The organism is Rothia sp. HMSC067H10 (assembly GCF_001810635.1).
Classification (GTDB): Bacteria; Actinomycetota; Actinomycetes; order Actinomycetales; family Micrococcaceae; genus Rothia; species Rothia dentocariosa.
In genome coordinates, this window is sequence record NZ_KV802288.1 from 148,274 (window position 1) to 169,987 (window position 21,714).

The window sequence follows — 21,714 nt, forward strand, 5'->3', positions numbered from 1 at the left end:
CAGATAGTATTTTGAAAATACTATCTGCTCGCGCCGCATGGGGGAGATTCCTAGAATGGGAAGTATGAGCGAAGAGATCACCAGCGCCCGCATCGACGTCTGGCTGTGGTCGGTGCGCATCTTCAAAACCCGCGCACTCGCAGCCGACGAATGCAAAGGCGGGCACGTGCGCGTGAACGATGCATCCGCAAAACCCTCACAAAAACTCAAACGAGGCGACATCGTGCGGGTGCGCTACCCCGGCTGGGAGCGGGTGTTTAAGGTCGAAAAACTCATCACCAAACGGGTGGGCGCGCCGATCGCCGTCACCTGTTACGAAGACCTCTCGGGACCGCGCCCCGCGCACCTGTCGATGCCGTCGGTCGCCAAACGCGAACGCGGCACCGGGCGACCCACCAAGAAAGAACGCCGTGCCCTAGACGAGCTGCGGGGGCGAAAAGGCTAAACCCAGTTCCGCTTTCTCTCACCCCGCGGGCGTCGTTAATACCCGCGAGCAGGTAGGATTTGGCCGAACAGGTGAGTTTTTCCTATCTGTTCGTACCAAAACCACCTGCTCGCGGAATAAGAAGCGGTCATAGCGTGAGACAGATAAACGCATCGCTGACGTGCCATCTTTGCGGGAGTAGGCTGTACCTATGAGCAACAAGGCCTCAGAACCCAACACATCAGGCGCCGCGAACACAGCCGACGGCACCGCCAGCACGCACGAACCCCAAAACCTGCTGGATGCGACCCCGCGCACCGGCAGCATCCCCCTTCACCTGGGGGAAGGCGGCGCGGAATCCGGGAAAACCCAACCCGAAAAATCGCTCAACAGGCGTATTCTGGCGCTCGCCGTACCCGCCTTCGGTGCACTGATCGCCGAGCCGCTGTTCGTGCTCGCCGATTCCGCACTCGTGGGGCAGCTGGGCACCGAAACCCTGGCGGGCATGAGCATTGCGGCAACCCTCATCACAACCGTGGTGGGACTCATGAACTTCCTCGCATACTCGGTGACCCCGGCGGTTGCGCGCGCGTTCGGGGCGCATCGGTTGACACACGCCTACCGCATCGGCGTGGACGGCGTGTGGGTTGCGCTTGGGCTCGGCCTGCTCATTATGGGAGTGGGTTATATCTTTGCCGACCCTGCGCTGCGCGGCATGGGCGCGAACGACGCAACCATCGGTTATGCGCGTGACTACCTGCACCATTCGCTGTGGGGCATTCCGCCCATGATGATGATTCTGGCGCTCATGGGTACCCTGCGCGGGCTGCAAGACACCGTGACCCCGCTCAAAGTTGCGGGCGTGGGCACCGTGGTGAATGTGGCGCTGAACTGGGTGCTGATATACCCGGTCGGCTGGGGCGTGGCCGGTTCGGCGACGGGCACATCGCTCACGCAGTGGGGCATGGCGCTCGCACTCGGTATATTTATTCATCTTAAGATGCGCCCGCAGGGCGTGACCTGGCGACCCGATATTGCGGGGATGCGCGGCGTGCTATCCCTCGGGTCCTGGCTAATGCTGCGCACCCTCTCGATGCGCCTGGCGCTGCTGTCTACCGTATTTGTGGTGGCTCGCCTGGGCGACGAGCAGACGGCGGCATATCAACTGGGTATGAGCGTGTTCAACCTGTTGCTCTTCGCTCTGGATTCCCTTGCAATAGCGGCGCAGGCGCTGCTGGGCAAGGAACTTGGGGAACGCGATCTGACGGCTGAATCCGGGCGTGCGAAAGTGCGTGAGCTCAAGAATCGCCTGGTGCGTATGAGTCTGGTGTACGGGGTTGTCACCGGCGTTGTTGCACCCGTGATCGGTTTCTTCGGAAACTGGATTTTCACGCAGGATGCGCCCGTCGCCACCCTCTTCGCGTGGGCTACCCTCGTGATTGGCGTGGGGCAGCCGATAGCCGCATATGTATTCGTCCTTGATGGTATCCTCATGGGTGCTCAGGACGTGAAATACCTGGCAATTGGCTCATTTGTGATGCTGGTTGTTTATGCGCCCGTCATTTTCGGGATCTACTGGGCGGTTTCCGGCGGTCTGCTGAGCACCACGGTGGGGTACCTGGGGCTGTGGGCGGCGTACATCCTGTGGTACCAGGGCGTGCGGGCGTTCATCTTTGGCCGCCGCGCCGCCTCGGACGTGTGGATTAAAGCTTAATTTTTTTTCCGGGGTTACCAGATTTCAAGTGCTGAGGATAAGTGTTTTTCGCGATCTTCTAGCTCACGCATCGCGTTGAGGCTCGACTAGTAACTCCACGGCATCTATGTGCGAAAGGACTATACCTTAGCGGTATGTGTTCTCCTGAAACGGATAGGGTTCTGCGATACGCATCGCTAGAAAAGGGACTTTATTCGCACCATTACATGAGGCTGAGACTTAGAACCTGACTCCGAAGTACCGCCCTCTCGATTTGCTTGCGACGATGAGCGCAGAACCGCCTCTTGAACATCTCGGACAATTTCTTTGACCTTACGAGAGCCATCGATTCCAATCTCGATAATGACCTTCTCGCCCGACTCAATGATGATTCCGAATCGGGCGGCCGCAGGGTCGCCGCTCATATGGCTGCCGATGGCTTTCAGCGTGGAGCCGACTCCCGGTTCAATGCCGCGCACTCCGGGAACGGCCGTGACCACATGAGTCAATTTGGCTGCTGAGAGGTTAGTCGTCATCGTGCAGATCCTCAATGTGAATATTGACGGTTGGGGACAATTCTAGGTTCTCATAACACGCCTGGCGTACCGCATCACGGACCTGTTGAGCAAGTTGGGAGAGGCTACTGGTTGTAGCTTGTGCGGAGATACGGCAGAAAATTGTATTCGGTATTCCCAACTCCCGCTGACCTTCGGGTGCTGGGTCATGCTTAAAGGAAGACTTTAGTGCATGAGCTCCGGGTACGGAGTCTACACTGCGTCGCACTAGGGCGCGCAGGGAGAATTCGGACATGCTATATGGTCCTAAGCCGGTCGGCGGCATCTCTACCTGAGCACCATGTCGGGTTTCGGCGATGACAGCATCCATAATATGGCGCTGAGGCATCACCGATGCGCTCGACTGTGCTTCCAATGTGTCCCAAGTCTTGTGGAGTGAAGCGATTAGACGCAGGTACTCCCGTGTGGAGGCTTCGTCAAGCTCATAAGACTGAGCCGACTGTGTGGACTGTGGTTCTGCGTGTGGGATGCGGGTGGTGGAACTCATTCCCACTCCTTCATATGGCGCATGACGAGGGAGCGGGCGCGTGCCAGCCTCCCCCGGACTGTGGATTCGGTTAGATTCAGAGTTTGAGATATCTCCTCGTAGGACATATCATCAACCTCTCGAAGCACCCAGACGATACGCAACTCTTCAGGAGCGGATGCCAACAGCTTGGCTAATGCTTCTATCTGGGCGTTTACCTCACTGGACTGCGCCGGATCCTCGGTCGCTGTCGACGTGGTGTTAGGTAGGACGGTCGCGCTCTCAAGACCCTCTGAATCGTAAGGGTCAGTGGCTCGGCGCTGAAGTTGACGAATAGTGCTGGTGGCCTTATTAGTGCAGATACGCATGAGCCAGCCTCGGAACGCATCAGGATCCCGAAGCAGATGAAGACTCCGCCACGCCTGAACAAGGGTCTCTTGGACGATGTCCTCACTGTCATGGCGGTTGCGCACAATCATGTAGGCGGTGCGAAACAGACGCCCCTGATAACGTTCGACGAGCTTTCCGAAGGCGTCGATGTCACCGTCCTGGGCTCGCAGCACCAAGTACCTGTCTTTACCCTGAGACGCAGCGTTCGGGTGAGGAACATGCTTGGTGGGCGGACCGGTGGACTGCCCCGCATTACTGCGCTTTTCATCAGTCATGGTTAATTAGAACCGCCGCTCTCTAATGAGTGTTTTCCTGTCACAGTGTGGGTTGCACTCTGGGGTTTGGTGGCTTGTTCTAGGCGCAGCAGTACGTCGATCTGACGAGCATGCTTTCCCAGAGAGGAACTAACGTCTTGGTCAAGTCGGTTCCTGAGCTCGCTCACGGTCCATGCAACCTCGCTGTTCTCTGCTACGGTGACGGTTGCCTGCACCCACAGGTTGCTGGGTGAACCGGTGACCCATACTGAGCACCGCTGAACCCCAGGAACGTCTTCGGCTCGCTCAGACAGTGCTTGTGATATGACATCGGGGCTGACTGTGGCCAGCAGCGTGCCGTCGGAGCCTGTCAGGCGCAAGGGGGACGCAGCAGCCTTACGGGGCACCTGCTTAATGAGCAGGACTAAGCCAATCGCGAGAAGAAGAACCGACCCAATAACGGCGGCTGGCAACAGCCAGTGTGCCTGGGGTCCGACCCAGGTATCGACCCGGGTATCAGCTTTGGCGAGAACCGAGCTAAGCGCGGGCCATGACTGGCCCACACCCATGCCGGAAGCCATAAGCCAGAGGGCTATCACCGCGATGAGCAAACCGCTTACCGCAAGGACTATCCTATTGAGAATTCCAGATACCGAACGCATGGTTTTCTCTCTTTCAGCTCGTGTGCTGGATACGCACTCGGCTGTGTGCGGTTCCGACGGGTTTCAAGGTCTGTATAGCCTGTTCAGCTGCTTTCTGTGCGGCCTGACGCACAGGTTCGAGGTCGTCCAGAACGCTGAACACAATCACATTCACGCGAGTTCGACGGACTCGAACCCTGGTGCTGTGAACACCATCGACCCGCTCAACATGGGTTTGCACGAGCCTTGCTAGGTCACGACGTGAAATAGCTGTCTGACCGGGTATGTTATCTGCAAGAACCTCAGTGCGTTCAGGAACTCCCGGCCACAGAGCTAGGATAATCATGAACAGACTGCATACGGTCACAATACAGGCTACTGCGATTATCGCTGGTGCCCCGATGATAGTGGAGCCGAGCCCGCTGACTGCTGAGGACGTTCCATCCGGCCATACTCCGTTTAGGAGACGGTTTCCCAACGCCCAGATTCCCAGCCCTCCTACGATGAGGAGTAGTAACGCCAGGGCAATGACGGGCAAGCTCCGTGACGGGCGCTGGATGAGGTTTTGTACGGGAGTTTTCATCGCAGAGCCTTCCTTACCTGGTTGTTCGGATTGAGCCAGGAGACCTCAATGTTGATCTTCTCAACCCTCAGTCCGGTTAGGTGCTCGACGCGCTGGCTCACATGCTCACGCAACTGTTGCAGGGTTGAAACCAATGCTGTAGGGAAGGTAAGGCCGAGATCTAAGTGAAGGACAGCAACCTGACCGTAGAGATCACACTTTGCCTCGGGGCGTGAATGGAAATTTCGACGTGCCCCTATCCCGAGTAGTCCTCCGGCATTCGAGCCCACATTTGCGCTCTCGTAAGCGGCTTGAGCCGCGATCTGCGCAACAACCTGGGCGGGAATGACGGTGACGCCGCGCTGCCCCTGCCAGGGGCTCTCTTTGTGAGAGCCCTCAGCACTGACAGCAGCGGACTGTGTGTTGGTCTCCGTCATTACTTCCTCCATCGATTAAGGATGCTTTGGACATCGACCCGGCCCTCCAGGTAAAAACCCACCACCGTTCCAGCCAGGCCGCACAGTGCCACCAGGATGAAGTCGGCGAAGGAACCGAAAGCAAGAATTGTTCCCAGGAATAGGCCCACCAAGAGGGCCAGGTGTGTTGTCTTCATAAAAGATCCTCAGATCGGGGGCGTTGGATTACTTGAGATCCGCAGAGTCAGCGGAATTGGAATCGTCATCGGGCAGGTGAACGTCGGTGACGTCGATATTAACCTCTACTACCTCTAGACCCGTGGTTCCCTCAATCTGCTCGATAACGTTGCGGCGGATAGCATTGGCTACTTCCACAATGGAGACTCCATATTCGACCACGATGGTAACATCTACGGCTGCCTGAGTCTCGCCCTTCTGGACGCTAATACCGCCAGCAACATTGGTTTGGGCGTTGGGGATGCGGTCAGTCACGGCACTGAAGGCGCGGCGTACGGCATTACCCATATCGTACACGCCGGGAACTTCGCGGGTTGCTATACCAGCGATTTTGGCAACAACGTTCTCTTCAATGGTGGTTACACCGTGTGAAGTCTGTAGGGGACCGCGATTAGCCTTGTTATGCTGGGTCTCCTTGTTGTTTTCACGGTTGTTTTCGCGCTCACGCTGCTGACCGGTTTGGGGAATCGAGTTTTCGCTCATGGGAGCCTCATTTCGTGTGTTTTCTCCGCTACGCGGATTATGATGTTTGATATTTGCGGCACGCATCGACGGCTGAGGAATTCGGGCGCTAACCACGCCCTTTATCCGTTTTTGCGGTCGATTGCGACGCTACTATAAAGACGCTTGAGGCACTGAATTCCTCACACATCAAAATGGTGGTATTTATCACTTTGCGTTGATGAGTGTGTACAAACACAACTGTTGCCCATGTCTGCTCGACTCAGCTGCCTATTGTGCTAATAGTCCTTATATGCGCCAAAGCGGGGTATGCGGAAGCTGGGAATAGTTTCTGCATACCCCGCTTGGCTTTGTTCCTGCGATGCTGAAGCGACGCGAGAATATAGGCTATTAGTTCTTTTTGGTTACGCTTAGGTATATGGAGATTGCGACAATGGCGGCGATAATGGAGAGGATCCAGCGAATCCAGTCGATACCAGCGGTATCAGCAACGCCAAAGAAGCTCGCGATTCCTCCGCCAACGAATGCGCCGACAGCACCTAAGATAACGGTCCACAGTGCCGAGATGTTCTGGTGACCTCGCATGATGAGGCGAGCCAGAGCGCCGATGATAGCGCCAGCAATGATCATTCCGATGAGTCCAAGCATAATGGTTCTTCCTTTGTGAATATCCGCCATGGCGCGGAAGCGCCTAAACGGATTATGATATGGGGTCTTAAATGCGCAGACCGGTGAGGTTCCGCCCGAAAGTTCAGCAGCAGCCGAGATATCAGCTGTCTTTACTGTCACATATTGCGTGATTCGACGGAGCTTTTATCGCCTGCCGTCGTCTCTCAAGCCTACGGCGCTGATATGAAGACGCCATGAGCGCGCAAATCCTCACACGTTTTGTAAGTTTTTTACATCACATACCTGTTGGCGGGTTCTTGATTCCCGGCTCTTGAGGTGCGGAGATAAAAGGAAAAGCGTACTTTATCCGATTATCTTTGACGTCGTTACACGCTTTGGAATTTACCGCATTCTTACATAGGTTTCAACTTGGAGTCTTCTACGGGCATCCACCTTCGACTGCCGCGCAGCCTCGAACATGTGGATTAAGACATAGCGAGCCTTAAAGCTCCCGTCAATTATTCGTCCGGGTATGCCTCCTCAAAGAAAGAATAGTCATCCCAGTATCCGCGATCCCACCACTCGATAAATTCGATGTTTATACCTTCGTATCCGAGGGTGAGGAAATCCTCGAAGAAAATCAGGCGCTCGGAGAAAATAGAACTGTCGTGCCTCTCGATGCGCATTTTTTCGTGAAATTCACGCGGTGAAAGCCCCAGACTCACGCCGTCGAGGGTGTCACCATCCAGGATTTGCAGGGAGAACAGAACAACCTTCCCCTCAGCCAATCCAAGATCCACCACACGTTCGGCGTTGCCCAGAGTAACGCGACCCATAAAGCGCTCGCACCCGGGGGATGAAGAATCATGAAGTTCTTTATTAAATTGTTCGCGGTAGTAACCGATAGGCTGTCCGAGCTCCAGCTGGGGCGGGGCCTCAAACTGAAAATCCATATTCTTCACCTTTCATGAGGGACCATGAAAATCCTTATAAAGTACCCTCGAAACATACGTAATATACCCAAAGGCGCATTATTTACTGAATGAAGGCGTGCAAATAATCGGAACCGCTATATGTCACCGTGTGCTCGTTCCGGGATCTGATAGTAGATCGGAGCGGCATGTAGCTGCTGGATCGCCTCAATAAAACTCGGGCCCAGCTCCCCCAACTCATCAAGCCAAGACCAGTCGTCAGGGGCGGAATCGTGTGAATGTTTCATGCGCCCTCCGTATTCTGTATGGAGTGAATATACTAGTTGAGATGAGCCCGGCAGTTATCGCAGCATCTGGTTAAACTGCTCAATGGCGGCGTCAGGAATATCACCGAGAGCATGCAGCACCTCGAAGGTGAAATCAACGAATCCCATCCCGCTGGCGGTCACCAGGTTCTTATCGCGCACCGCCTCGCGCGTGGTGTTCACGTACTGATGCGGGTTCGTGTAGGCAGGCAAATCCTTGATGTCCTCAAAGCCATTGGCGGTGTGCCTGCGTCCATCGAGCAGGCCAGCAGAAGCCAAGAAATATGCGCCGTCGCAGATACCACCAACCGGTTTGCCCGCATCCTTGAAATCACCGAGGATTGAGGCGAGCTGCTGGGAATCTTCGGCGGGCAGGGTGCGCCACGAGCCTTCCGCACCGATGACGATGACCGCATCCGCAGCCGTGGGAATCTCGGGAGTTGTCATATCGGGTTCCACACGCAACCCTCCCATAGAGGTTTTCACTTCTCGATCGACGGACGCCCCCCGCACTGTGTACCCGCCGATGATGCTCTGCAGACCGGCGGCAAGCAGGGCAGGCTCCCAGTCGGCGAATTTATCCAGAATGACGACAGCAAGTGTTTTCATGGGAACTCCTCGTAACCTCAGCTCACTAGTCCCTAAACCCTACGGTAAACCTCGTCGAAGGGCAGGCGGAAGCGCTCGCCCCAGATGCCGTGGCCGGGTTTGCGGATACCGCAGGCGACTACCATGTTAATCTCGACATTGCGCGGCAGGTTGAGGAGCTTCTTCACGCGGTGGCTGTCGAAGCCCTCCATCGGGCAGGTGTCGTACCCCGCCTCGGTCATCGCGAGCATAAACGTCTGCGCCACCAGGCCGCAGCTCTTGTGCACAACCACGCGATAATCGTGCTCCGAAACCTCACGCATCATCGGAACGAATAGGCCCGCACAATTCGCCATTGCCGCGCGGGATGCGCCCAGCAGACCAAAGCAGCGCGCGTACACGAGCGGCATAGCCTTGGTGTAGTACATTTCCCAATTCTTGATGCGGTCTCTCTGCTTCTCAGCCGGACTGTTACGCTCAACATTGCCGCGCTCAAACTCCAGCGCGGCTTTCGCGCGGCGGCGGTACAAATCCTGGCGGGTCACGAATACCACCATCTGCTGCGCGGTCTTGGCGGCCTGCTGGTGCATGCACGCTGCGGCGAGTTTATTCAGGACGGCGGGATCAGTCACGTGGTAGAGCTCGTACAGCTGCATATTTGAACTTGTGGGCGCCAGCTGAGCCGCCCGCAAACACTCTTTGACAACATCGGCATCAATGGGCTGGTTCTCGTCGTAGTGGCGCACCGAACGGCGGCGGTTCAGCAAATCTAGCAGGGACATTATGCGACTCCTTTCCACGGCGGCGTTCCGAAGGCATATAAAACTAGTCCTTACCTTTAAGACTATCGTTCGCGGGCGCGAAATTCACGCATAATTTTGGATATTTAAGCGAACGCGATGCCGTATAAAGCGCCTTGTGAGCACAGGTTTTATAGTGGAAAGAAGCAAGCGCAGTATAAGAACGAGGAGGCTCCGTGATACTTCTGAACATTCTCGCCCACGATACCCTCAACGAACAGGCTGATGCGCCCGGCTGGATACTCCCCGTTGTGCTTGCAGTTGTTGTTATCGCGTTCGTGGCTATCGGTGCCGTTATTCTCAAGGGTATTATGCGGGATTCGGGCGATGCCTCCCAACGCGCCGCCCATAAAGCGGAACGCAAAATCGCCACAAAAACCGGAAAGAATCTTGGTCGCACGGCACACGATAAATACCGGGAGCACCGCGAAGAATAGCTGGCCGGTACGAAGAGATCGGGCGGGAAGCTACCCGGCGAACCAGTTCTCGGTGACCGTGTGCGCATCGAAAACCTGCCCCAAAAGTGGGGTTAGCGGGGAAATTCCGTGTTCAGGCACCAGCGGCACGGAACGTAGCACCGACTCATTCCACAAGTGAAGCGCCAGCGCATAGGTACGCCCAGTGAGTGCAGAAACCGGGTAAATTAGGGGGTCGGGCAGGCTGCTAAGTACCTGAACCCGACCCCCAGATAAGAGTCCCGCGCGGGAACTCAGGGAGAGCAGACTACTTGGCCCACACAACGAGCTCATCAAGCGGTTTGCGCGGCTTCGGGTCGATCTCGCGCGAGCGGTAGCCGAAGGTCGCGGCAACGGATACGCCGTAATCCTCGGGGTCGAGGAGCCCTTCCTCGGTGAGGAGCTGGGTGACCGCATCGTAGTCCATGCCTTCAACGGGGCAGGAATCGATGCCGAGCATTGCTGCGCCCGTGAGCATATTCCCTAGCGCAATATAAGTGTTCTTCCTAGTCCACTCGAAAAGGGCACGCTCGTCGTCGGCGATCTTCATATCGTGCACCTGGAAGTTTTTGTACATATCCAGCGCCATCTGCATCTGGTCTTCGGGAAGATTGCGCTTCGCTAGCGCTTGCAGCAGGAAATCGGAATCGTAGCGGGCGTTCTTCTTCGCCACAATAATCACCACATGGCTGGCGTCATCGAGCGTGTTTACCATACCCCAGGCGATAGGCTTAAGCTTCTCGCGCAGCTCTTTATTCTGTATCACCAGGAATTTCCACGGCTCAGAACCAACCGAGCTGGGGGAGAGGCGGCCGAACTCAAGGATTGTGTTAAAGTCTTTGTCGCTGATTGTACGGGCGGGGTCGTAGGAGCGGGTAGAAACGCGACGCTTGAAAATTTCAATTGCTTGTTCACGAGTGAGAATCATGGTTTTCCTTTTCTGTGCTGGGTTTTTATGACGGAATTTAGTATATCGAGCAGGGATGCGCCTCCCGCCGGTTTTTTCGCACAGCGTGATTGACTGCGTTGCCCAAAGCGTGCTTTAGATGTGCTCCTACGGCTAACAACATATCGTTTGGACAAACCGCCGCCGATCTTCAGCTGGTTTTTCGGGTGAAAGAGCCCGGTGAGCGGCCTGCACAATCAGAGAGGCTGGAACTGCATCATATGTTTTCCCCTGGGACTCGACGGTTCGGCACTGTTCACCGTGGCACACATCGTCGCAGGTGCTGCTTCCCTGTATCCCACCCACTAGATCTTCCAGGGGTACACCCATAATCCAGATACGATTGGATTCCTCAGGATGAGTCAAGAATTCTTCTTCACTCATTGTACGGATTTCCAGATGAGGCTGAATACCCTGAGGCAAGAGCTCAGCTTCCAATACCTGTAAAGCCTTGCGCAGCTCCTCACCTGTTGTACCGCACCGTGAGCAGGTTTGTTTTTCGGCATTGACAAGGTGCTGCCAGATAATAGGTAAAGTTTTCATCAGGGACTACCTTTCCTTTTTGAAACTATAATCTATTTGGTTGTGATGAGATGGGGCGTGGGCACGCCAGTGTTTACGCCACTTTTACGGTGTATTCCAGGGCTTTGCTCGGGTGCATGGTTACTGAGACGTATCCGTTGGCGGGGGTGCGCACATAGTCGAGGTAATCTTCCATAGACGGACCAAATCCTTCAACATCGTCTACGGCAATCACGGCGCGGTCGGCAAGATGCGGCTCCAAAAGCTGAAAGACGGGATGCACCAGGTCAGGCCACCCGTCGAGAAGTACAAAATCGGGGCTGAAATCCAGGTCTTGCAGGGTCTTTAGCGCATCGCCTTCGCGCAGCTCGATATAGTCCGCAAGCCCCGCCCGCTCGAAATTTTTCCGCGCGGCCTCAGCCTTATGAGGCACATATTCGCAGGTGATTACGCGCCCGCCATTGCGTTTTGCGGCGGCGGCAAGATACAGCGTCGAGATACCGTAGGACGTACCAAACTCAACGATATTCCGCGCGCCGCTCGCCAGCGCCTGCATATACAGAAACTCTCCCTGCTGCGGGGTTATGGGGATGTATTTATCGGTATAAAAATCTTCGTTCTCGGTCTCCCAATCAATCCCCCTGCCTAAAATCTGGTGGATTTTCGGCAGAAAATGTATGAACATGCGCTTGCCCTGCTTGAGCGTGGCGTCGTAGAGGTCATAGAGTGTGTCTTCGACCGGTGGGTCGTTGAGGAATGTGAACATTTGCGGGGTTAATTTGGGCATGTGAATCTCCCGGATGCTTCGGCGCGTATTACCTGCACCACAAAATTCAGAGGTATACCCCTGAAAATAGTGCGGTCATGTGATTCCTCTTATCATGCCAGCGTCAGCAGGGGAGTACAAGGGGTTTGCGCGAAGACGCACAGAAGCCGAAGCTCGCCGCCGCAAACCGAGCTACCGCTCAAATCGGGTGAGGCGCATCGAATTGAGCACCACAAACACCGAACTGAACGCCATGGCCGCGCCCGCAATCATCGGGTTCAGCAGCCCCGCCGCCGCGACCGGCACCGCGATAGTGTTGTATGCGAACGCCCAGAACAGATTCGACTTAATGGTGCGCAAAGTCGCCCGCGAAAGCCGCAGCGACGTGGGGATCGCGCGCATATCCGAGCGCATCAGCACAATATCCGCCGCCTGTACCGCAACATCCGTGCCCGAGCCCATTGCCATGCCCAGGTCCGCGCGGGCCAGGGCGGGCGCATCGTTCACGCCGTCGCCAACCATCGCCACCCGGTAGCCTTCATCCTGAAGCTGCGCGATAACTTCGGATTTACGTTCGGGCGTGACCCCCGCATAAACGTTCTCCGGATTAATCCCCACGCTGGATGCGATAGCCTGGGCAACCTCGGGGGCATCACCGGTCAGCAGTACGGGCTCTAAGCCCAGTTCATGAAGCTCGGTGATGGCCTGCGCCGACTCGGGCTTGGGGGAGTCTGCCAGCGCGATGAGCCCCACAGGCTGCGGGTCCTTCGTGCCGATCGCGCGAGCCACAACCACAGTGGTCAGCCCTTCCGAGCGCGTTTGCTCAAGCATCTGATGCTGCTTCTCGGTGAGAGCAACGCCTGCCTGCAGCAGGTATTCGGGGGTGCCCACCAGCACCAGGCAGCGGGACTTCCCCTCGTCCCGAGTGCGCACGAGCTCGCCGCGCACACCTCCGGGCACACCCTCAAAATTCTCAACGGTACCGAGAAATGCTCCATAGTTTTCTGTCGCAAAACGCGCAATAGCATGGGCTATTGGATGCTCGCTCAGCGCCTCCACAGCTGCGGCATCGCTCAGAATAGATACAGAACGTTCGCTCTTTGAAGAGGCGTTGTCGGCCGTGACGTCGGTGAAATCGTCGAAGGTTCCAAAGCGCGCCACGCGCATTGTGCCCTCGGTGACGGTCCCGGTTTTATCCAGCACGATGCGGTTCACCGCATACGTAGTTTCCAGCACCTGCGCGTTGCGAATCAGTATGCCCAGCTGCGAGCCGCGTCCGGTGCCCGCCAGCAGTGCCGTGGGGGTTGCCAGACCGAGCGCGCAGGGACAGGCGATCACCAGCACCGAAACCGCCGCATTGAACGCACGCGGCACATCGTGCGATACAACCAGCCACCCGATAAGGGTCAGGAGCGAAATCACCAGAATTATTGGCACGAAAATCGCAGAAACACGGTCGGCAAGGCGCGCGATGGGTGCCTTCGTTTCTTGGGCGGCGGCAACCAGCTCACCCATTTTCGCGAGCGTCGTCTCAGACCCCACGCGGGTTGCGCGCACCGTCAGCGACCCGGAGGTGTTCAGGGTTGCGCCGGTGACCGCATCGCCCGCCGAAACCTCGACGGGCACCGATTCGCCGGTCAGCAGGGAGGCGTCCACGGCGGAAGACCCTGCAATAACCGTGCCGTCAGTGGCGATTTTTTCACCCGGGCGCACCAGAAATTCGTCTCCCGGAAGGAGATCCTCGACCGGAATCTGCACCTCGCGCGTGGTTCCCCGCTTGTCGGTGCGAAGCAGGGTCGCGGTGCGTGCTCCCAAGCTCAGCAGGGTGCGCAGAGCCTCGGAAGAGCGGGTTCGTGTGCGGTGCTCAACTGCCCGCCCGATCAGCAGGAATAAAGTCACCATCGACGCCGAATCAAAATACAGTGGCGCATGGTTACCGCTCAAGAACATGCCGAGAATGCCCCCCTGCATGGGGTGAACATGCTCGGTCAGCCCGGGGTTCATGAACAGCTGCGCGAGTGAATACAGGTAGGCGACAATCACGCCGAGAGAAACCAGCGTGTCCATCGTGCTGCTGAAGTGGCGTGCGTTCGTGAGAGCGGCGCGGTGAAACGGCTCGGCGCTATAGACTGCAACCGGCAGCGTGATAAGCGCAAGCACCCAGCCCCAGTGCGGGAACTGGAACGTGGGGAACATTGAAATCAAGAAAATCGGCACACTCAGCAACAACGCCACAACGATGCGCCACCCCAAGCCCCCGCTGCGCGCGTTGGTCCTCTCTTCGGACTCTGCATCGCGAACCTCGGTTTTGAGCGATGCCGTATACCCGGCGTTATTGACCGTTTCAATGATCTGCTCATCGGTAATATCGGCGGGAACGATCACGCGCGCAGACTCCAGCGGCAGGTTCACGGCGGGATCAACCCCCGGAATTTTGCGGAGTTTGCGTTCCACGCGGCCCACGCAGGATGCGCACGTCATGCCCTGAACATCCAGGTGGATAATGCGCGTCTGCCCGCCATTAGCCGAGGAATCGAAAAGAGAACGCTCGTTCTCAGTTGTGGTGGATGCTGTTTGAGTTGAGTTACCCATGTTCTTCGCCTCTGTTCTTAATGCTCACGATGCTGTGCTGTCTTCGGGCTTTGCCTGCCGCAGTCCGCCCTGATCTATACTTCGCCTTCGTCCGGCAGTCCATCGGCACGGTTGCTGCGCGGTCGCTGCCCGGTTAGTTTCGGGCCTCGATCGTTCACCCCGCGAACCCGCGTGACGGCAGCACGCCTGAATGTGCGGCGTTGAGCGAGGGCGTCGTATGCGGTGCCGTGCACACCGGGATGCAGATTATCGCCGGTGCCGTCTGCGGGGGTATTCGCCGCATGATCCTGTGAGGAATGTATACGCGATGCGCCCCGCCGTTTCAGCCCGCGCTGATCCTCGCGCGCCGTATAGGGGGTGGAGTCGCGCACCCACGCATCCAGCAGATCAGGGTCGAGCCCCATCTGCCGTGCCACGCGGGAAATCGCCTCGGTCAGGTGAATGTTCTCGGTGCCTACGAGTGCGCGCACTGCCCCGACCGCCATTGCCTGGTACTGCGGAGAATACGCCATGATTAGACGGCGGGAGTGAAGCCAGCTTCGACGATGGCATCCGCTACGGCTTGCGTATTGAGGGTGCCTTCGTGCTCGATGGTGACGGTCGAAACGCCGTCTTTGACCACGTCTACGTTCACGCCGGTGACGCCCGGAACTTCGCCGACTTCTTCACTCACGCTCATGGCGCAGTGGTTGCAGGTGAGGCCGGTTGCTTTGACGGTGGTGATTGCCATGATGTTTCCTTCCAGAATTTTTGGAATTACAAAACTTGTGGATGCGCCGCCCGCGTGTCAGCTGCGCATCATGCGGGATATGGCGGCGGTTGCCTCTTTGATTTTCTCATCAACGATCATCGCATCACCTGTACGTTCGGATTCAATTGCGGCGTTGGTGACGCAATGACCCATATGTTCTTCGAGCAGGTTGAGTGAGACTGCGTGAAGCGCTTTGGAAACCGCCGCGACCTGAGTAAGCACATCAATACAGTACTTGTCTTCCTCGACCATGCGGGCGATACCGCGCACTTGCCCTTCGATGCGGCGCAGGCGCTTCAAATGCGCCTCCTTGTTTGGGGTGTACCCGTGTGGCTGTGCTGAGGAATCACGGTTTGTCATAGATCCAGTGTATACCCTATGGGGGTATATCTCAAGAGGTGGTGAAAGTGATTTGATATATTGGCTTTATGCGTGCACCACACCCTCAATCGGTCTATACGCTTCCGCACGAGCAAACGGTGCTCAATACCCTGCGGAAGTATGGGGTGGTTAAAGCGCACCTATTCGGCAGCGCGGCACGCGGCGAGCTTACCCCCGCCAGTGATCTTGATTTTTTGATAGAGATGAAAGACTCCCCAGATTACGGCGTATTGTTGCGGTTATCTGAGGAGCTTGAGCAGATTACAGGGTACCCGGTCGACGTACTGACCTCTATTAAGCCTGTTTTTCGCCCTTACATCGAACCCGACTTGATGGAGCTGCCGTTGTGAAAGTTCCAGACCCTTACATCATCATGGCGCTTGATGTGAATTAATAGCCTGCGCCCCCAATCCGTACCAACTCTGTGGTTCTAAAACTACGAGGCAATTTTCGCAATCTGGAACATCGCTGCGGGCATAGGGCGGTCCAAAGACCAGCGAATATGCATCGGCTTGGAACCCTCATGAGAAAGGTACTTTACGGTCCCCAAGCACATGTAGGGGCTAGAACCCAAGGCATTTTCCCTGGCCTGGCGTGCAAAGAGCACAATGCGCCGACCCTGCTCCTCATGATGCTGGAAGAGCTGACCCATCGGGCTTTCAGGGGCTGTTGCGCTCTGCGAATCCCACGCGAACTCGGAAGTGCTAATCGCATAATCTTTATACATAGTGGCCGGTGAGAAATGCTTCTCGGATTTCTCCAGGGTAACCAGTAGCGCGGTGGTGTTCGAGGAGCCAAAGGGTACGACTCCGCTCACCACGCTGCCGGGAACTTTGAAGTTCTCTTCCTGGCCAGCTAGGCCAGCGAAAAGTTCCTCGCGGGAGTAGTAGGCGTGGGTGCGCAACGGAATACCTTCACCCTCAAAGAGGGGCAGGGGGGAGGTGGTGTCCAGAACAGAGTTGCGCTGCCAAAGGCTCTCTACCTCACGGAGCATGCAGCGGCGTGCACGCAGAGCATCCAGACCCTTATCGAGACTGAACTTCTCTTTGGAGCCTTCCCACTTAGCCTTGGGCCAGATAGAGAACAGAAGCATCCACGCGTAACGCTTCTGCTCATCACTCATGTCCTGCTCCAGGATGCCAGTGTTCAGAAGCTCCATGTAAGCCTTGATGCGGAAAGGATCGTGCACATGGGAAAGGGCCCTAATGCGTTTATTTACCTCGACGGACACCGCATCATTGAAGAGCGTTTCCAGGTCGGAACGCAGTCCAGTGGCGGCCTGAAGGCTCGTCCAGGTTATTACTACGGATTCGGTGACACCCGGAAGGGAGAGCTTTATCTTGGGTCGTCCGTAAATGTGCTGAGGCTCCATCCCATAGTGGTCAAGGAAGTCAATGACGGTGGGGCGAGCATCAATATCTGAAGATGACTGCTGGGTCTCTTCCAGGTAATCTTTGACCTTTTCGACGAGGACATTCTGTGTGGGGGCGAGGGATTCACGAATTTTCTTAATAACCTGGTCCTGAGTCATTTCATCCAGAGAGAAATAGCAGCCGGAAGGTAGTGTGGGATTTTCAACGTCCTGCACCGTCAGAACACCATTCCGAGCGAAGGCGCGGTACTTCTGGTGAATCATGAACTTCTTATTCTGATGCCCTACAAAATCGAGCACGGTCAGCACTGACTTCTGCGGTGAGCGGCGCAGACCGCGCCCCAGCTGCTGTGTGAAGAGGGTAAGCGACTGGGTAGGGCGCAGCATGAGAAGAGTGTCGATGTTCGGAATGTCGATGCCTTCATTGAACAGGTCAACGGTAAAAATGGTGGTGAGTTCGTGGTTATCATCCATAAGGTTCTTCATGATCTCGGTGCGGTGATCAGAAGAATCAGTCCCCACGAGGTGAGCTGCGGGAATGTCTACTTCGTTGAATTTCTGGGCCATGTACTCAGCGTGCTTAATGCTCACACAGAAACCGAGGGCCTTCATGCGGGAGGGATTGTCTACCTTCTCCTTGAGCTCACGGATGATGATACGCAGTCGGCGTTCAGCCTCCCCCTTGGTGTACAGGTTTTCGAGAGCTTCATCGTCGTACCTGCCGCCTCGCACAGAGACGTTGCTAAGGTCCGTTCCGTCATCAATGCCAAAGTACTGGAAGGGTACGAGAAGATTATCTTCCAGCGCATCCCACAGGCGGATGGAGGTGGCAACATAGCCACTAAAGTACTTCTCCGCGATGTTGACCCCGTCTTCTCGCTCAGGAGTCGCCGTTAGGCCAATAAACTCGCGGGGTTCAAAGTAGCTGAAAACCCTGTCCCAACTTGAAGCATGAACGTGGTGGCATTCGTCCATAATGATGACGTCAAAATAGTCTGGTGCATAGTTTTCGAGTGCGGCACCCGATAGCGTTTGAATCGTCGCAAAAACAGCCTTATTGTATTCGGGCTTTTTGCCGCTAGTCAGGAGCTCACCAAAATTACCCTTATGCATCACGTCGCCAAAGGTGCGGCGTGCCTGGTCGAGAATTTCCTTACGGTGAGCAATAAAAAGTAGCTTCAGGTTCTCGCCAGCCTGCTCGCAGAGACGCCTGTAATCCAAGGCTGAGAAAACGGTCTTGCCGGTACCGGTGGCGGCTACCGCAAGGTTGCAATGCCGCCCGTTGGCGCGAGCATTCGCAATCTCTTCAAGCATGCGTTCCTGATGGGGGAAGGGGTGTACATCCAGCAAGGAGGAATTGATGTTGTGCTCTAGACCCTTGCTCTTGCGGCCGGTAATGTCGGCCTTGGCTAGGGCGGTGTCGAGGGTCTGTTTCTCCTCCTCGGTGCTCGTATAGGTGGTGAAGTCACCACTCATCCAGTAGCTTTCAAAAAGCCCCTCAAACTGGCGGATCAGTCCGGGGGTAATCGGGCTGGAGATGCGCACATTCCACTCGAGACCATCAGTGAGGGCGGCACTCGACAGGTTTGAGCTGCCCACATAGCCGGTAGACATGCCGGTGTTACGGTGAAAAAGCCAGGCCTTGGCGTGCAGGCGCGTGCTGTCGCCCTGATAACTAATTCTCACATCAGCACCATATTCCTCGACCAGCTTATCAACCGCTTTTCGATCGGTTGCACCCATGTAGGTGGTGGTAATGATACGGAAAGGAATGCCGCGTTCTTTAATAGCCCTCAGCTGCTGACTCAGACTATTAACTCCAGACATTTTCAAGAAAGAGCAGAGCAAGTCTACCCGGTCTGCGCTTTCTAGCTCTTTCTGAATTTCAGTATTGAGATTCAAATCCTTAGACGTATTAGTCATCAGAGCAACATCGCTCAATGGGATATCTGGACGCTTGGTTGTATCTTCCGTCAGAGTGAGTTCACGAAGCTGAATAACATTATTTTTAGGATCGGTTAGCAGGGAATTATCCTGCGCAGAGGTGCCTTGCGGCAGTAGCGCCAGCATGCGGTTCACCAGATCAACCTGCTCTGACGGGCTTTTGATGCCTTCAAGGGCGGGGATTAGCTGGGTAGAAAAGAACTGAGCTAGTAGTTCAGGGATGTTGTGATCCTTCCCCGTGAGGGTTTCTTCCTGCCATCGCGCGCCCTCAGGGATAGGGGAGTTTATGAGGGAGGTGCTCTTAAGATGCTCGTAAAGTCCCAGGGGGAGAATGCCGTTAGTTGTGTTCATAGCAGTAGCGTAGCAGCCTTAAACGCCAAAAGGGACGCCCGGTCGGTACCGAGCGTCCCTAGCCAGCATAAGAGCTTTACACCCTTACATACCCTGCGCCTGGATGGCGGTGATCGCCACCGTGTTGATGATGTCCTCAACGGTGGTACCGCGTGAAAGGTCGTTCACGGGCTTGCGCAGACCCTGCAGCACAGGGCCAACGGCGGGGGCACCCGAAGACTGCTGCACAGCCTTGTAGGTGTTGTTGCCGGTGTTCAGGTCGGGGAAAATGAACACGGTCGCCTGGCCCGCCACCTGGCTGTCGGGCATCTTGGTTGAAGCAATCGACATGTTCGAGGCCGCATCGTACTGAATCGGGCCCTCCACCGCGAAATCCGGGTTAGAGGCGCGCACAATCTCGGTTGCCTCACGCACCACATCCACATCCGCACCAGAGCCGGAGGTACCGGTCGAGTACGAGAGCATAGCCACCTTCGGGTCAACCCCGAACTGGCGCGCAGTCTCGGCGGAAGCCTTCGCAATATCCGCCAGCTGCTCGGCATTCGGGTTCGGGTTCACGGCACAGTCGCCGTACACCAGCACGCGGTCTTCCATGAGCATCAGGAACACCGAAGACACAATCTTGGTGCCCGGGCGGGTCTTAATGAACTCCAGCGAGGGGCGAATCGTGTTCGCGGTCGTATTGATAGCGCCCGAGACCATGCCATCCGCAAGACCCTTGTAAACCAGCATCGTACCGAAATATGAGGGGTCGCTCATGCGTTCACGCGCACCCTCAATAGTCATGCCCTTGTGCGCACGCAGCTCAGCATAAGTCGCCGCAAAATCCTCACTGTATTCGTTATTCGCAATGTCGATAATACGAATCGAGGCAGGCAGGTTAATACCCTCAGCCTGGCAGATTTCCGAAATCTTATCCGGGTTGCCCAGCAGAATCAGGTCACAGAAATCGCGGCGCGCAATCATCTCGGCTGCACGCAGAATACGCACATCATAGCCCTCAGGCAGAACCACGGAACGGCGGTTAGCACGAGCGGTCTCAATCAGGTTGTGCAGGAACCGCAGCGGGGTCATCGAAGCCGGGCGCTCAAGCTCAAGGCGTGAAAGCAGCTCTTCCTGGTTCACGTATTCATCCCAGCCGCCGAACGCGCTCGCAAGCTTGCGGGCCTGGCCGTTAATCACGCTGCCGTGCACGCGGGAAACAGCGCGCGCCGACTTAAAGGTGTCGCGGTCGGTCGATAGTACCGGGAAAGGCGCGCTTTCAAGCAGGCTGCCCACAGCGGTGTTATTGCCGGGCAGGCTGTTGAGTCCGCCTGTGAGCAGCATACCCGAAGGCGCCGGGAACGTGGGCGAAAGCGCGGATGCGAGGGTCGCGGCCACAACATCGGCGCGGTCGCCGGGAACGATCACAAAGTCGCCGTCGGCAAACTGGTTGAGGAAGTTTGAGACGGTCATTGCGGCAATCTTGATCTCGTTAATGTCACGGCCAAGATCTTCCTGCGACAGGTGCGAACCGTCGAGTTTGAGGGCGGAGACGACCTCTGCGATGGTAGGCTTACCCAAGTCTGCGATTTCGGGCAGAACGTAGACGGGGAACTTATGCTCGCCCAGCTTAACGTTCTTCTCAATGCTCTCACGCAGCTCGGGGTCGGCACGGTTGACGATAATCGAGAACAGATCAACCTTGGCTGCCTTAAGCTCGGAACGTGCAACCTCTACGGCGTTGGTTGCCTCTTCGAGGGATGCCTCGTTCGCACCCACGATAGCGATCACGGGCAGGCCTAAATCGCGGGACACCTGGGCGTTGAGATCGAACTCGACGGCGAGTGCGTTCTGGGCGGTCAGGTATATGCCGTCCACGATCACAACATCGCTGTGGGCGGCAATTTCTTCATAGGCGGAAACCGCGCGAGCCGAAATTTCTTCGGTGTTGCCCTCCGCAATGAACTCTAGTGCCTCGGTGAGCGATACTGCGCCGCCCACCTGTTCATCAGAGAGGTTAAAGTGCTCTTTCATCAGGCGAATCATGGGGTCATCGCCGGCAGTTTCGCCCTTGAAAATGGGGCGGAAAAAGCCTACTCGATCGGCGCGCTTCACAAGGGAATCTGCGAGGCCCAGGGCGATCAGGGATTTGCCTGAGTCCTGGGTCATCGCCGAGAGATAAATGCCGGTGGTCATAGTGCTCCTTTGGCGTTGAACGTTCGGCGGGGGCGCGCTAACAATCCGGTACGTACGTTGGATGCGCCGGATGCGGCGACTCTCGTCGAGTTTGTCTTGTCC

At 56.4% G+C, this 21,714-nt stretch carries 27 protein-coding genes; 4 read left to right on the forward strand and 23 right to left on the reverse strand.

Annotation, left to right across the window (positions count from 1 at the left end; translation table 11 throughout):
• Positions 1-55 precede the first annotated feature (55 nt).
• Positions 56-445 carry an RNA-binding S4 domain-containing protein gene (locus tag HMPREF2756_RS03165; protein WP_371440700.1) on the forward strand — a complete coding sequence of 130 codons (390 nt, stop codon included), beginning with the start codon at positions 56-58 and terminating at the stop codon, positions 443-445.
• A 190-nt stretch (positions 446-635) separates the two neighbouring features.
• Entirely contained in the window at positions 636-2,138 is a 1,503-nt protein-coding gene (locus tag HMPREF2756_RS03170) for an MATE family efflux transporter (protein WP_070618215.1), read from the forward strand.
• Positions 2,139-2,314: 176 nt separating this feature from the next.
• On the opposite strand, the gene HMPREF2756_RS03175 is transcribed toward HMPREF2756_RS03170, so the two are convergent.
• The 13 genes from HMPREF2756_RS03175 to HMPREF2756_RS03230 all read right to left on the reverse strand — a co-directional run bounded on the left by HMPREF2756_RS03175 (position 2,315) and on the right by HMPREF2756_RS03230 (position 9,336).
• Entirely contained in the window at positions 2,315-2,653 is a 339-nt protein-coding gene (locus HMPREF2756_RS03175; protein WP_070618218.1) for a transcriptional regulator, read from the reverse strand.
• Positions 2,643-3,179, reverse strand: a complete 537-nt coding sequence (locus tag HMPREF2756_RS03180) for a hypothetical protein (protein ID WP_070618221.1) — start codon at positions 3,177-3,179, stop codon at positions 2,643-2,645. The genes HMPREF2756_RS03175 and HMPREF2756_RS03180 overlap by 11 nt, the downstream gene beginning before the upstream one ends.
• Positions 3,176-3,823: an RNA polymerase sigma factor gene (locus HMPREF2756_RS03185; RefSeq protein WP_070618224.1), complete on the reverse strand. Its 648-nt coding sequence runs from the start codon at positions 3,821-3,823 to the stop codon at positions 3,176-3,178. The genes HMPREF2756_RS03180 and HMPREF2756_RS03185 overlap by 4 nt, the downstream gene beginning before the upstream one ends.
• A gap of 2 nt (positions 3,824-3,825) precedes the next feature.
• Positions 3,826-4,464 carry a hypothetical protein gene (locus HMPREF2756_RS03190; protein WP_070618226.1) on the reverse strand — a complete coding sequence of 213 codons (639 nt, stop codon included), beginning with the start codon at positions 4,462-4,464 and terminating at the stop codon, positions 3,826-3,828.
• Positions 4,465-4,477: 13 nt separating this feature from the next.
• Positions 4,478-5,026: a DUF6286 domain-containing protein gene (locus HMPREF2756_RS03195; protein ID WP_070618230.1), complete on the reverse strand. Its 549-nt coding sequence runs from the start codon at positions 5,024-5,026 to the stop codon at positions 4,478-4,480.
• Entirely contained in the window at positions 5,023-5,442 is a 420-nt protein-coding gene (locus HMPREF2756_RS03200) for an Asp23/Gls24 family envelope stress response protein (RefSeq protein ID WP_048778013.1), read from the reverse strand. Before HMPREF2756_RS03200 ends, HMPREF2756_RS03195 begins: the two co-directional genes overlap by 4 nt.
• Complete coding sequence (locus tag HMPREF2756_RS11145; RefSeq protein ID WP_048778011.1) at positions 5,442-5,618, reverse strand: hypothetical protein; 177 nt, start codon at positions 5,616-5,618, stop codon at positions 5,442-5,444. Before HMPREF2756_RS11145 ends, HMPREF2756_RS03200 begins: the two co-directional genes overlap by 1 nt.
• A 28-nt stretch (positions 5,619-5,646) precedes the next feature.
• Complete coding sequence (locus tag HMPREF2756_RS03205; protein WP_048778076.1) at positions 5,647-6,141, reverse strand: Asp23/Gls24 family envelope stress response protein; 495 nt, start codon at positions 6,139-6,141, stop codon at positions 5,647-5,649.
• Positions 6,142-6,510: 369 nt separating this feature from the next.
• Positions 6,511-6,768 (reverse strand): GlsB/YeaQ/YmgE family stress response membrane protein, encoded by a 258-nt coding sequence (locus HMPREF2756_RS03210; protein WP_041321620.1) that lies wholly within the window; start codon positions 6,766-6,768, stop codon positions 6,511-6,513.
• A gap of 479 nt (positions 6,769-7,247) precedes the next feature.
• Complete coding sequence (locus tag HMPREF2756_RS03215; RefSeq protein ID WP_070618233.1) at positions 7,248-7,682, reverse strand: hypothetical protein; 435 nt, start codon at positions 7,680-7,682, stop codon at positions 7,248-7,250.
• Positions 7,683-7,798: 116 nt separating this feature from the next.
• Complete coding sequence (locus HMPREF2756_RS03220) at positions 7,799-7,948, reverse strand: hypothetical protein (protein ID WP_048778008.1); 150 nt, start codon at positions 7,946-7,948, stop codon at positions 7,799-7,801.
• A 54-nt stretch (positions 7,949-8,002) separates the two neighbouring features.
• Positions 8,003-8,575, reverse strand: a complete 573-nt coding sequence (locus HMPREF2756_RS03225) for a DJ-1/PfpI family protein (RefSeq protein WP_070618235.1) — start codon at positions 8,573-8,575, stop codon at positions 8,003-8,005.
• 32 nt (positions 8,576-8,607) lie between these two features.
• The gene (locus tag HMPREF2756_RS03230; protein WP_070618237.1) at positions 8,608-9,336 is read right to left on the reverse strand and encodes a nitroreductase family protein; all 729 of its coding nucleotides are present in this window, start codon (positions 9,334-9,336) and stop codon (positions 8,608-8,610) included.
• A gap of 194 nt (positions 9,337-9,530) precedes the next feature.
• Between HMPREF2756_RS03230 and HMPREF2756_RS03235 the strand changes: the two genes are divergently transcribed.
• Positions 9,531-9,791: a hypothetical protein gene (locus HMPREF2756_RS03235; protein WP_070618239.1), complete on the forward strand. Its 261-nt coding sequence runs from the start codon at positions 9,531-9,533 to the stop codon at positions 9,789-9,791.
• Between the two features lie 30 nt (positions 9,792-9,821).
• Here HMPREF2756_RS03235 and HMPREF2756_RS11150 read toward each other — a convergent pair whose 3' ends face one another.
• The 8 genes from HMPREF2756_RS11150 to HMPREF2756_RS03270 all read right to left on the reverse strand — a co-directional run bounded on the left by HMPREF2756_RS11150 (position 9,822) and on the right by HMPREF2756_RS03270 (position 15,746).
• A complete protein-coding gene (locus HMPREF2756_RS11150) occupies positions 9,822-10,103 on the reverse strand; it encodes a hypothetical protein (RefSeq protein WP_141747811.1) in 282 nt (93 codons plus the stop codon).
• Positions 10,078-10,737, reverse strand: coding sequence for an NAD(P)H-dependent oxidoreductase (locus HMPREF2756_RS03240; RefSeq protein WP_070618241.1), 660 nt, complete (start codon positions 10,735-10,737; stop codon positions 10,078-10,080). The genes HMPREF2756_RS11150 and HMPREF2756_RS03240 overlap by 26 nt, the downstream gene beginning before the upstream one ends.
• Before the next feature lie 132 nt (positions 10,738-10,869).
• Positions 10,870-11,298: a DUF2703 domain-containing protein gene (locus tag HMPREF2756_RS03245; protein ID WP_006888341.1), complete on the reverse strand. Its 429-nt coding sequence runs from the start codon at positions 11,296-11,298 to the stop codon at positions 10,870-10,872.
• 73 nt (positions 11,299-11,371) lie between these two features.
• Complete coding sequence (locus HMPREF2756_RS03250) at positions 11,372-12,064, reverse strand: O-methyltransferase (protein WP_070618242.1); 693 nt, start codon at positions 12,062-12,064, stop codon at positions 11,372-11,374.
• A 171-nt stretch (positions 12,065-12,235) separates the two neighbouring features.
• The gene (locus tag HMPREF2756_RS03255) at positions 12,236-14,635 is read right to left on the reverse strand and encodes a heavy metal translocating P-type ATPase (RefSeq protein WP_070618245.1); all 2,400 of its coding nucleotides are present in this window, start codon (positions 14,633-14,635) and stop codon (positions 12,236-12,238) included.
• A gap of 74 nt (positions 14,636-14,709) precedes the next feature.
• On the reverse strand, positions 14,710-15,147 hold the full coding sequence (locus tag HMPREF2756_RS03260; RefSeq protein ID WP_070618248.1) for a hypothetical protein: 438 nt from the start codon (positions 15,145-15,147) through the stop codon (positions 14,710-14,712).
• Between the two features lie 2 nt (positions 15,148-15,149).
• The gene (locus HMPREF2756_RS03265) at positions 15,150-15,365 is read right to left on the reverse strand and encodes a heavy-metal-associated domain-containing protein (protein ID WP_004005811.1); all 216 of its coding nucleotides are present in this window, start codon (positions 15,363-15,365) and stop codon (positions 15,150-15,152) included.
• A 57-nt stretch (positions 15,366-15,422) separates the two neighbouring features.
• Positions 15,423-15,746: a metal-sensitive transcriptional regulator gene (locus HMPREF2756_RS03270; protein ID WP_141747812.1), complete on the reverse strand. Its 324-nt coding sequence runs from the start codon at positions 15,744-15,746 to the stop codon at positions 15,423-15,425.
• A 68-nt stretch (positions 15,747-15,814) separates the two neighbouring features.
• On the opposite strand from HMPREF2756_RS03270, the gene HMPREF2756_RS03275 reads away from it, so the two are divergent.
• Positions 15,815-16,117 (forward strand): nucleotidyltransferase family protein, encoded by a 303-nt coding sequence (locus HMPREF2756_RS03275; protein WP_048755342.1) that lies wholly within the window; start codon positions 15,815-15,817, stop codon positions 16,115-16,117.
• A gap of 86 nt (positions 16,118-16,203) precedes the next feature.
• Here the strand turns inward: HMPREF2756_RS03275 and HMPREF2756_RS03280 are convergent, their stop codons facing one another.
• Both HMPREF2756_RS03280 and pta read right to left on the reverse strand, forming a co-directional pair.
• Positions 16,204-19,434: a DEAD/DEAH box helicase gene (locus HMPREF2756_RS03280; RefSeq protein WP_070618254.1), complete on the reverse strand. Its 3,231-nt coding sequence runs from the start codon at positions 19,432-19,434 to the stop codon at positions 16,204-16,206.
• 84 nt (positions 19,435-19,518) lie between these two features.
• The gene (pta, locus tag HMPREF2756_RS03285; RefSeq protein WP_070618257.1) at positions 19,519-21,612 is read right to left on the reverse strand and encodes a phosphate acetyltransferase; all 2,094 of its coding nucleotides are present in this window, start codon (positions 21,610-21,612) and stop codon (positions 19,519-19,521) included.
• Between the last annotated feature and the right edge of the window lie 102 nt (positions 21,613-21,714).

What these genes read in the sequence shown, in the direction of transcription:
- HMPREF2756_RS03165 (WP_371440700.1), top strand. Translation starts at nt 56, where the DNA reads ATGGGAAGTATGAGCGAAGAGATCACCAGCGCCCGCATCGACGTCTGG.
- HMPREF2756_RS03170 (WP_070618215.1), top strand. Translation starts at nt 636, where the DNA reads ATGAGCAACAAGGCCTCAGAACCCAACACATCAGGCGCCGCGAACACA.
- HMPREF2756_RS03175 (WP_070618218.1), bottom strand. Translation starts at nt 2,653, where the DNA reads ATGACGACTAACCTCTCAGCAGCCAAATTGACTCATGTGGTCACGGCC.
- HMPREF2756_RS03180 (WP_070618221.1), bottom strand. Translation starts at nt 3,179, where the DNA reads ATGAGTTCCACCACCCGCATCCCACACGCAGAACCACAGTCCACACAG.
- HMPREF2756_RS03185 (WP_070618224.1), bottom strand. Translation starts at nt 3,823, where the DNA reads ATGACTGATGAAAAGCGCAGTAATGCGGGGCAGTCCACCGGTCCGCCC.
- HMPREF2756_RS03190 (WP_070618226.1), bottom strand. Translation starts at nt 4,464, where the DNA reads ATGCGTTCGGTATCTGGAATTCTCAATAGGATAGTCCTTGCGGTAAGC.
- HMPREF2756_RS03195 (WP_070618230.1), bottom strand. Translation starts at nt 5,026, where the DNA reads ATGAAAACTCCCGTACAAAACCTCATCCAGCGCCCGTCACGGAGCTTG.
- HMPREF2756_RS03200 (WP_048778013.1), bottom strand. Translation starts at nt 5,442, where the DNA reads ATGACGGAGACCAACACACAGTCCGCTGCTGTCAGTGCTGAGGGCTCT.
- HMPREF2756_RS11145 (WP_048778011.1), bottom strand. Translation starts at nt 5,618, where the DNA reads ATGAAGACAACACACCTGGCCCTCTTGGTGGGCCTATTCCTGGGAACA.
- HMPREF2756_RS03205 (WP_048778076.1), bottom strand. Translation starts at nt 6,141, where the DNA reads ATGAGCGAAAACTCGATTCCCCAAACCGGTCAGCAGCGTGAGCGCGAA.
- HMPREF2756_RS03210 (WP_041321620.1), bottom strand. Translation starts at nt 6,768, where the DNA reads ATGCTTGGACTCATCGGAATGATCATTGCTGGCGCTATCATCGGCGCT.
- HMPREF2756_RS03215 (WP_070618233.1), bottom strand. Translation starts at nt 7,682, where the DNA reads ATGGATTTTCAGTTTGAGGCCCCGCCCCAGCTGGAGCTCGGACAGCCT.
- HMPREF2756_RS03220 (WP_048778008.1), bottom strand. Translation starts at nt 7,948, where the DNA reads ATGAAACATTCACACGATTCCGCCCCTGACGACTGGTCTTGGCTTGAT.
- HMPREF2756_RS03225 (WP_070618235.1), bottom strand. Translation starts at nt 8,575, where the DNA reads ATGAAAACACTTGCTGTCGTCATTCTGGATAAATTCGCCGACTGGGAG.
- HMPREF2756_RS03230 (WP_070618237.1), bottom strand. Translation starts at nt 9,336, where the DNA reads ATGTCCCTGCTAGATTTGCTGAACCGCCGCCGTTCGGTGCGCCACTAC.
- HMPREF2756_RS11150 (WP_141747811.1), bottom strand. Translation starts at nt 10,103, where the DNA reads ATGAGCTCGTTGTGTGGGCCAAGTAGTCTGCTCTCCCTGAGTTCCCGC.
- HMPREF2756_RS03240 (WP_070618241.1), bottom strand. Translation starts at nt 10,737, where the DNA reads ATGATTCTCACTCGTGAACAAGCAATTGAAATTTTCAAGCGTCGCGTT.
- HMPREF2756_RS03245 (WP_006888341.1), bottom strand. Translation starts at nt 11,298, where the DNA reads ATGAAAACTTTACCTATTATCTGGCAGCACCTTGTCAATGCCGAAAAA.
- HMPREF2756_RS03250 (WP_070618242.1), bottom strand. Translation starts at nt 12,064, where the DNA reads ATGCCCAAATTAACCCCGCAAATGTTCACATTCCTCAACGACCCACCG.
- HMPREF2756_RS03255 (WP_070618245.1), bottom strand. Translation starts at nt 14,635, where the DNA reads ATGGGTAACTCAACTCAAACAGCATCCACCACAACTGAGAACGAGCGT.
- HMPREF2756_RS03260 (WP_070618248.1), bottom strand. Translation starts at nt 15,147, where the DNA reads ATGGCGTATTCTCCGCAGTACCAGGCAATGGCGGTCGGGGCAGTGCGC.
- HMPREF2756_RS03265 (WP_004005811.1), bottom strand. Translation starts at nt 15,365, where the DNA reads ATGGCAATCACCACCGTCAAAGCAACCGGCCTCACCTGCAACCACTGC.
- HMPREF2756_RS03270 (WP_141747812.1), bottom strand. Translation starts at nt 15,746, where the DNA reads ATGACAAACCGTGATTCCTCAGCACAGCCACACGGGTACACCCCAAAC.
- HMPREF2756_RS03275 (WP_048755342.1), top strand. Translation starts at nt 15,815, where the DNA reads ATGCGTGCACCACACCCTCAATCGGTCTATACGCTTCCGCACGAGCAA.
- HMPREF2756_RS03280 (WP_070618254.1), bottom strand. Translation starts at nt 19,434, where the DNA reads ATGAACACAACTAACGGCATTCTCCCCCTGGGACTTTACGAGCATCTT.
- pta (WP_070618257.1), bottom strand. Translation starts at nt 21,612, where the DNA reads ATGACCACCGGCATTTATCTCTCGGCGATGACCCAGGACTCAGGCAAA.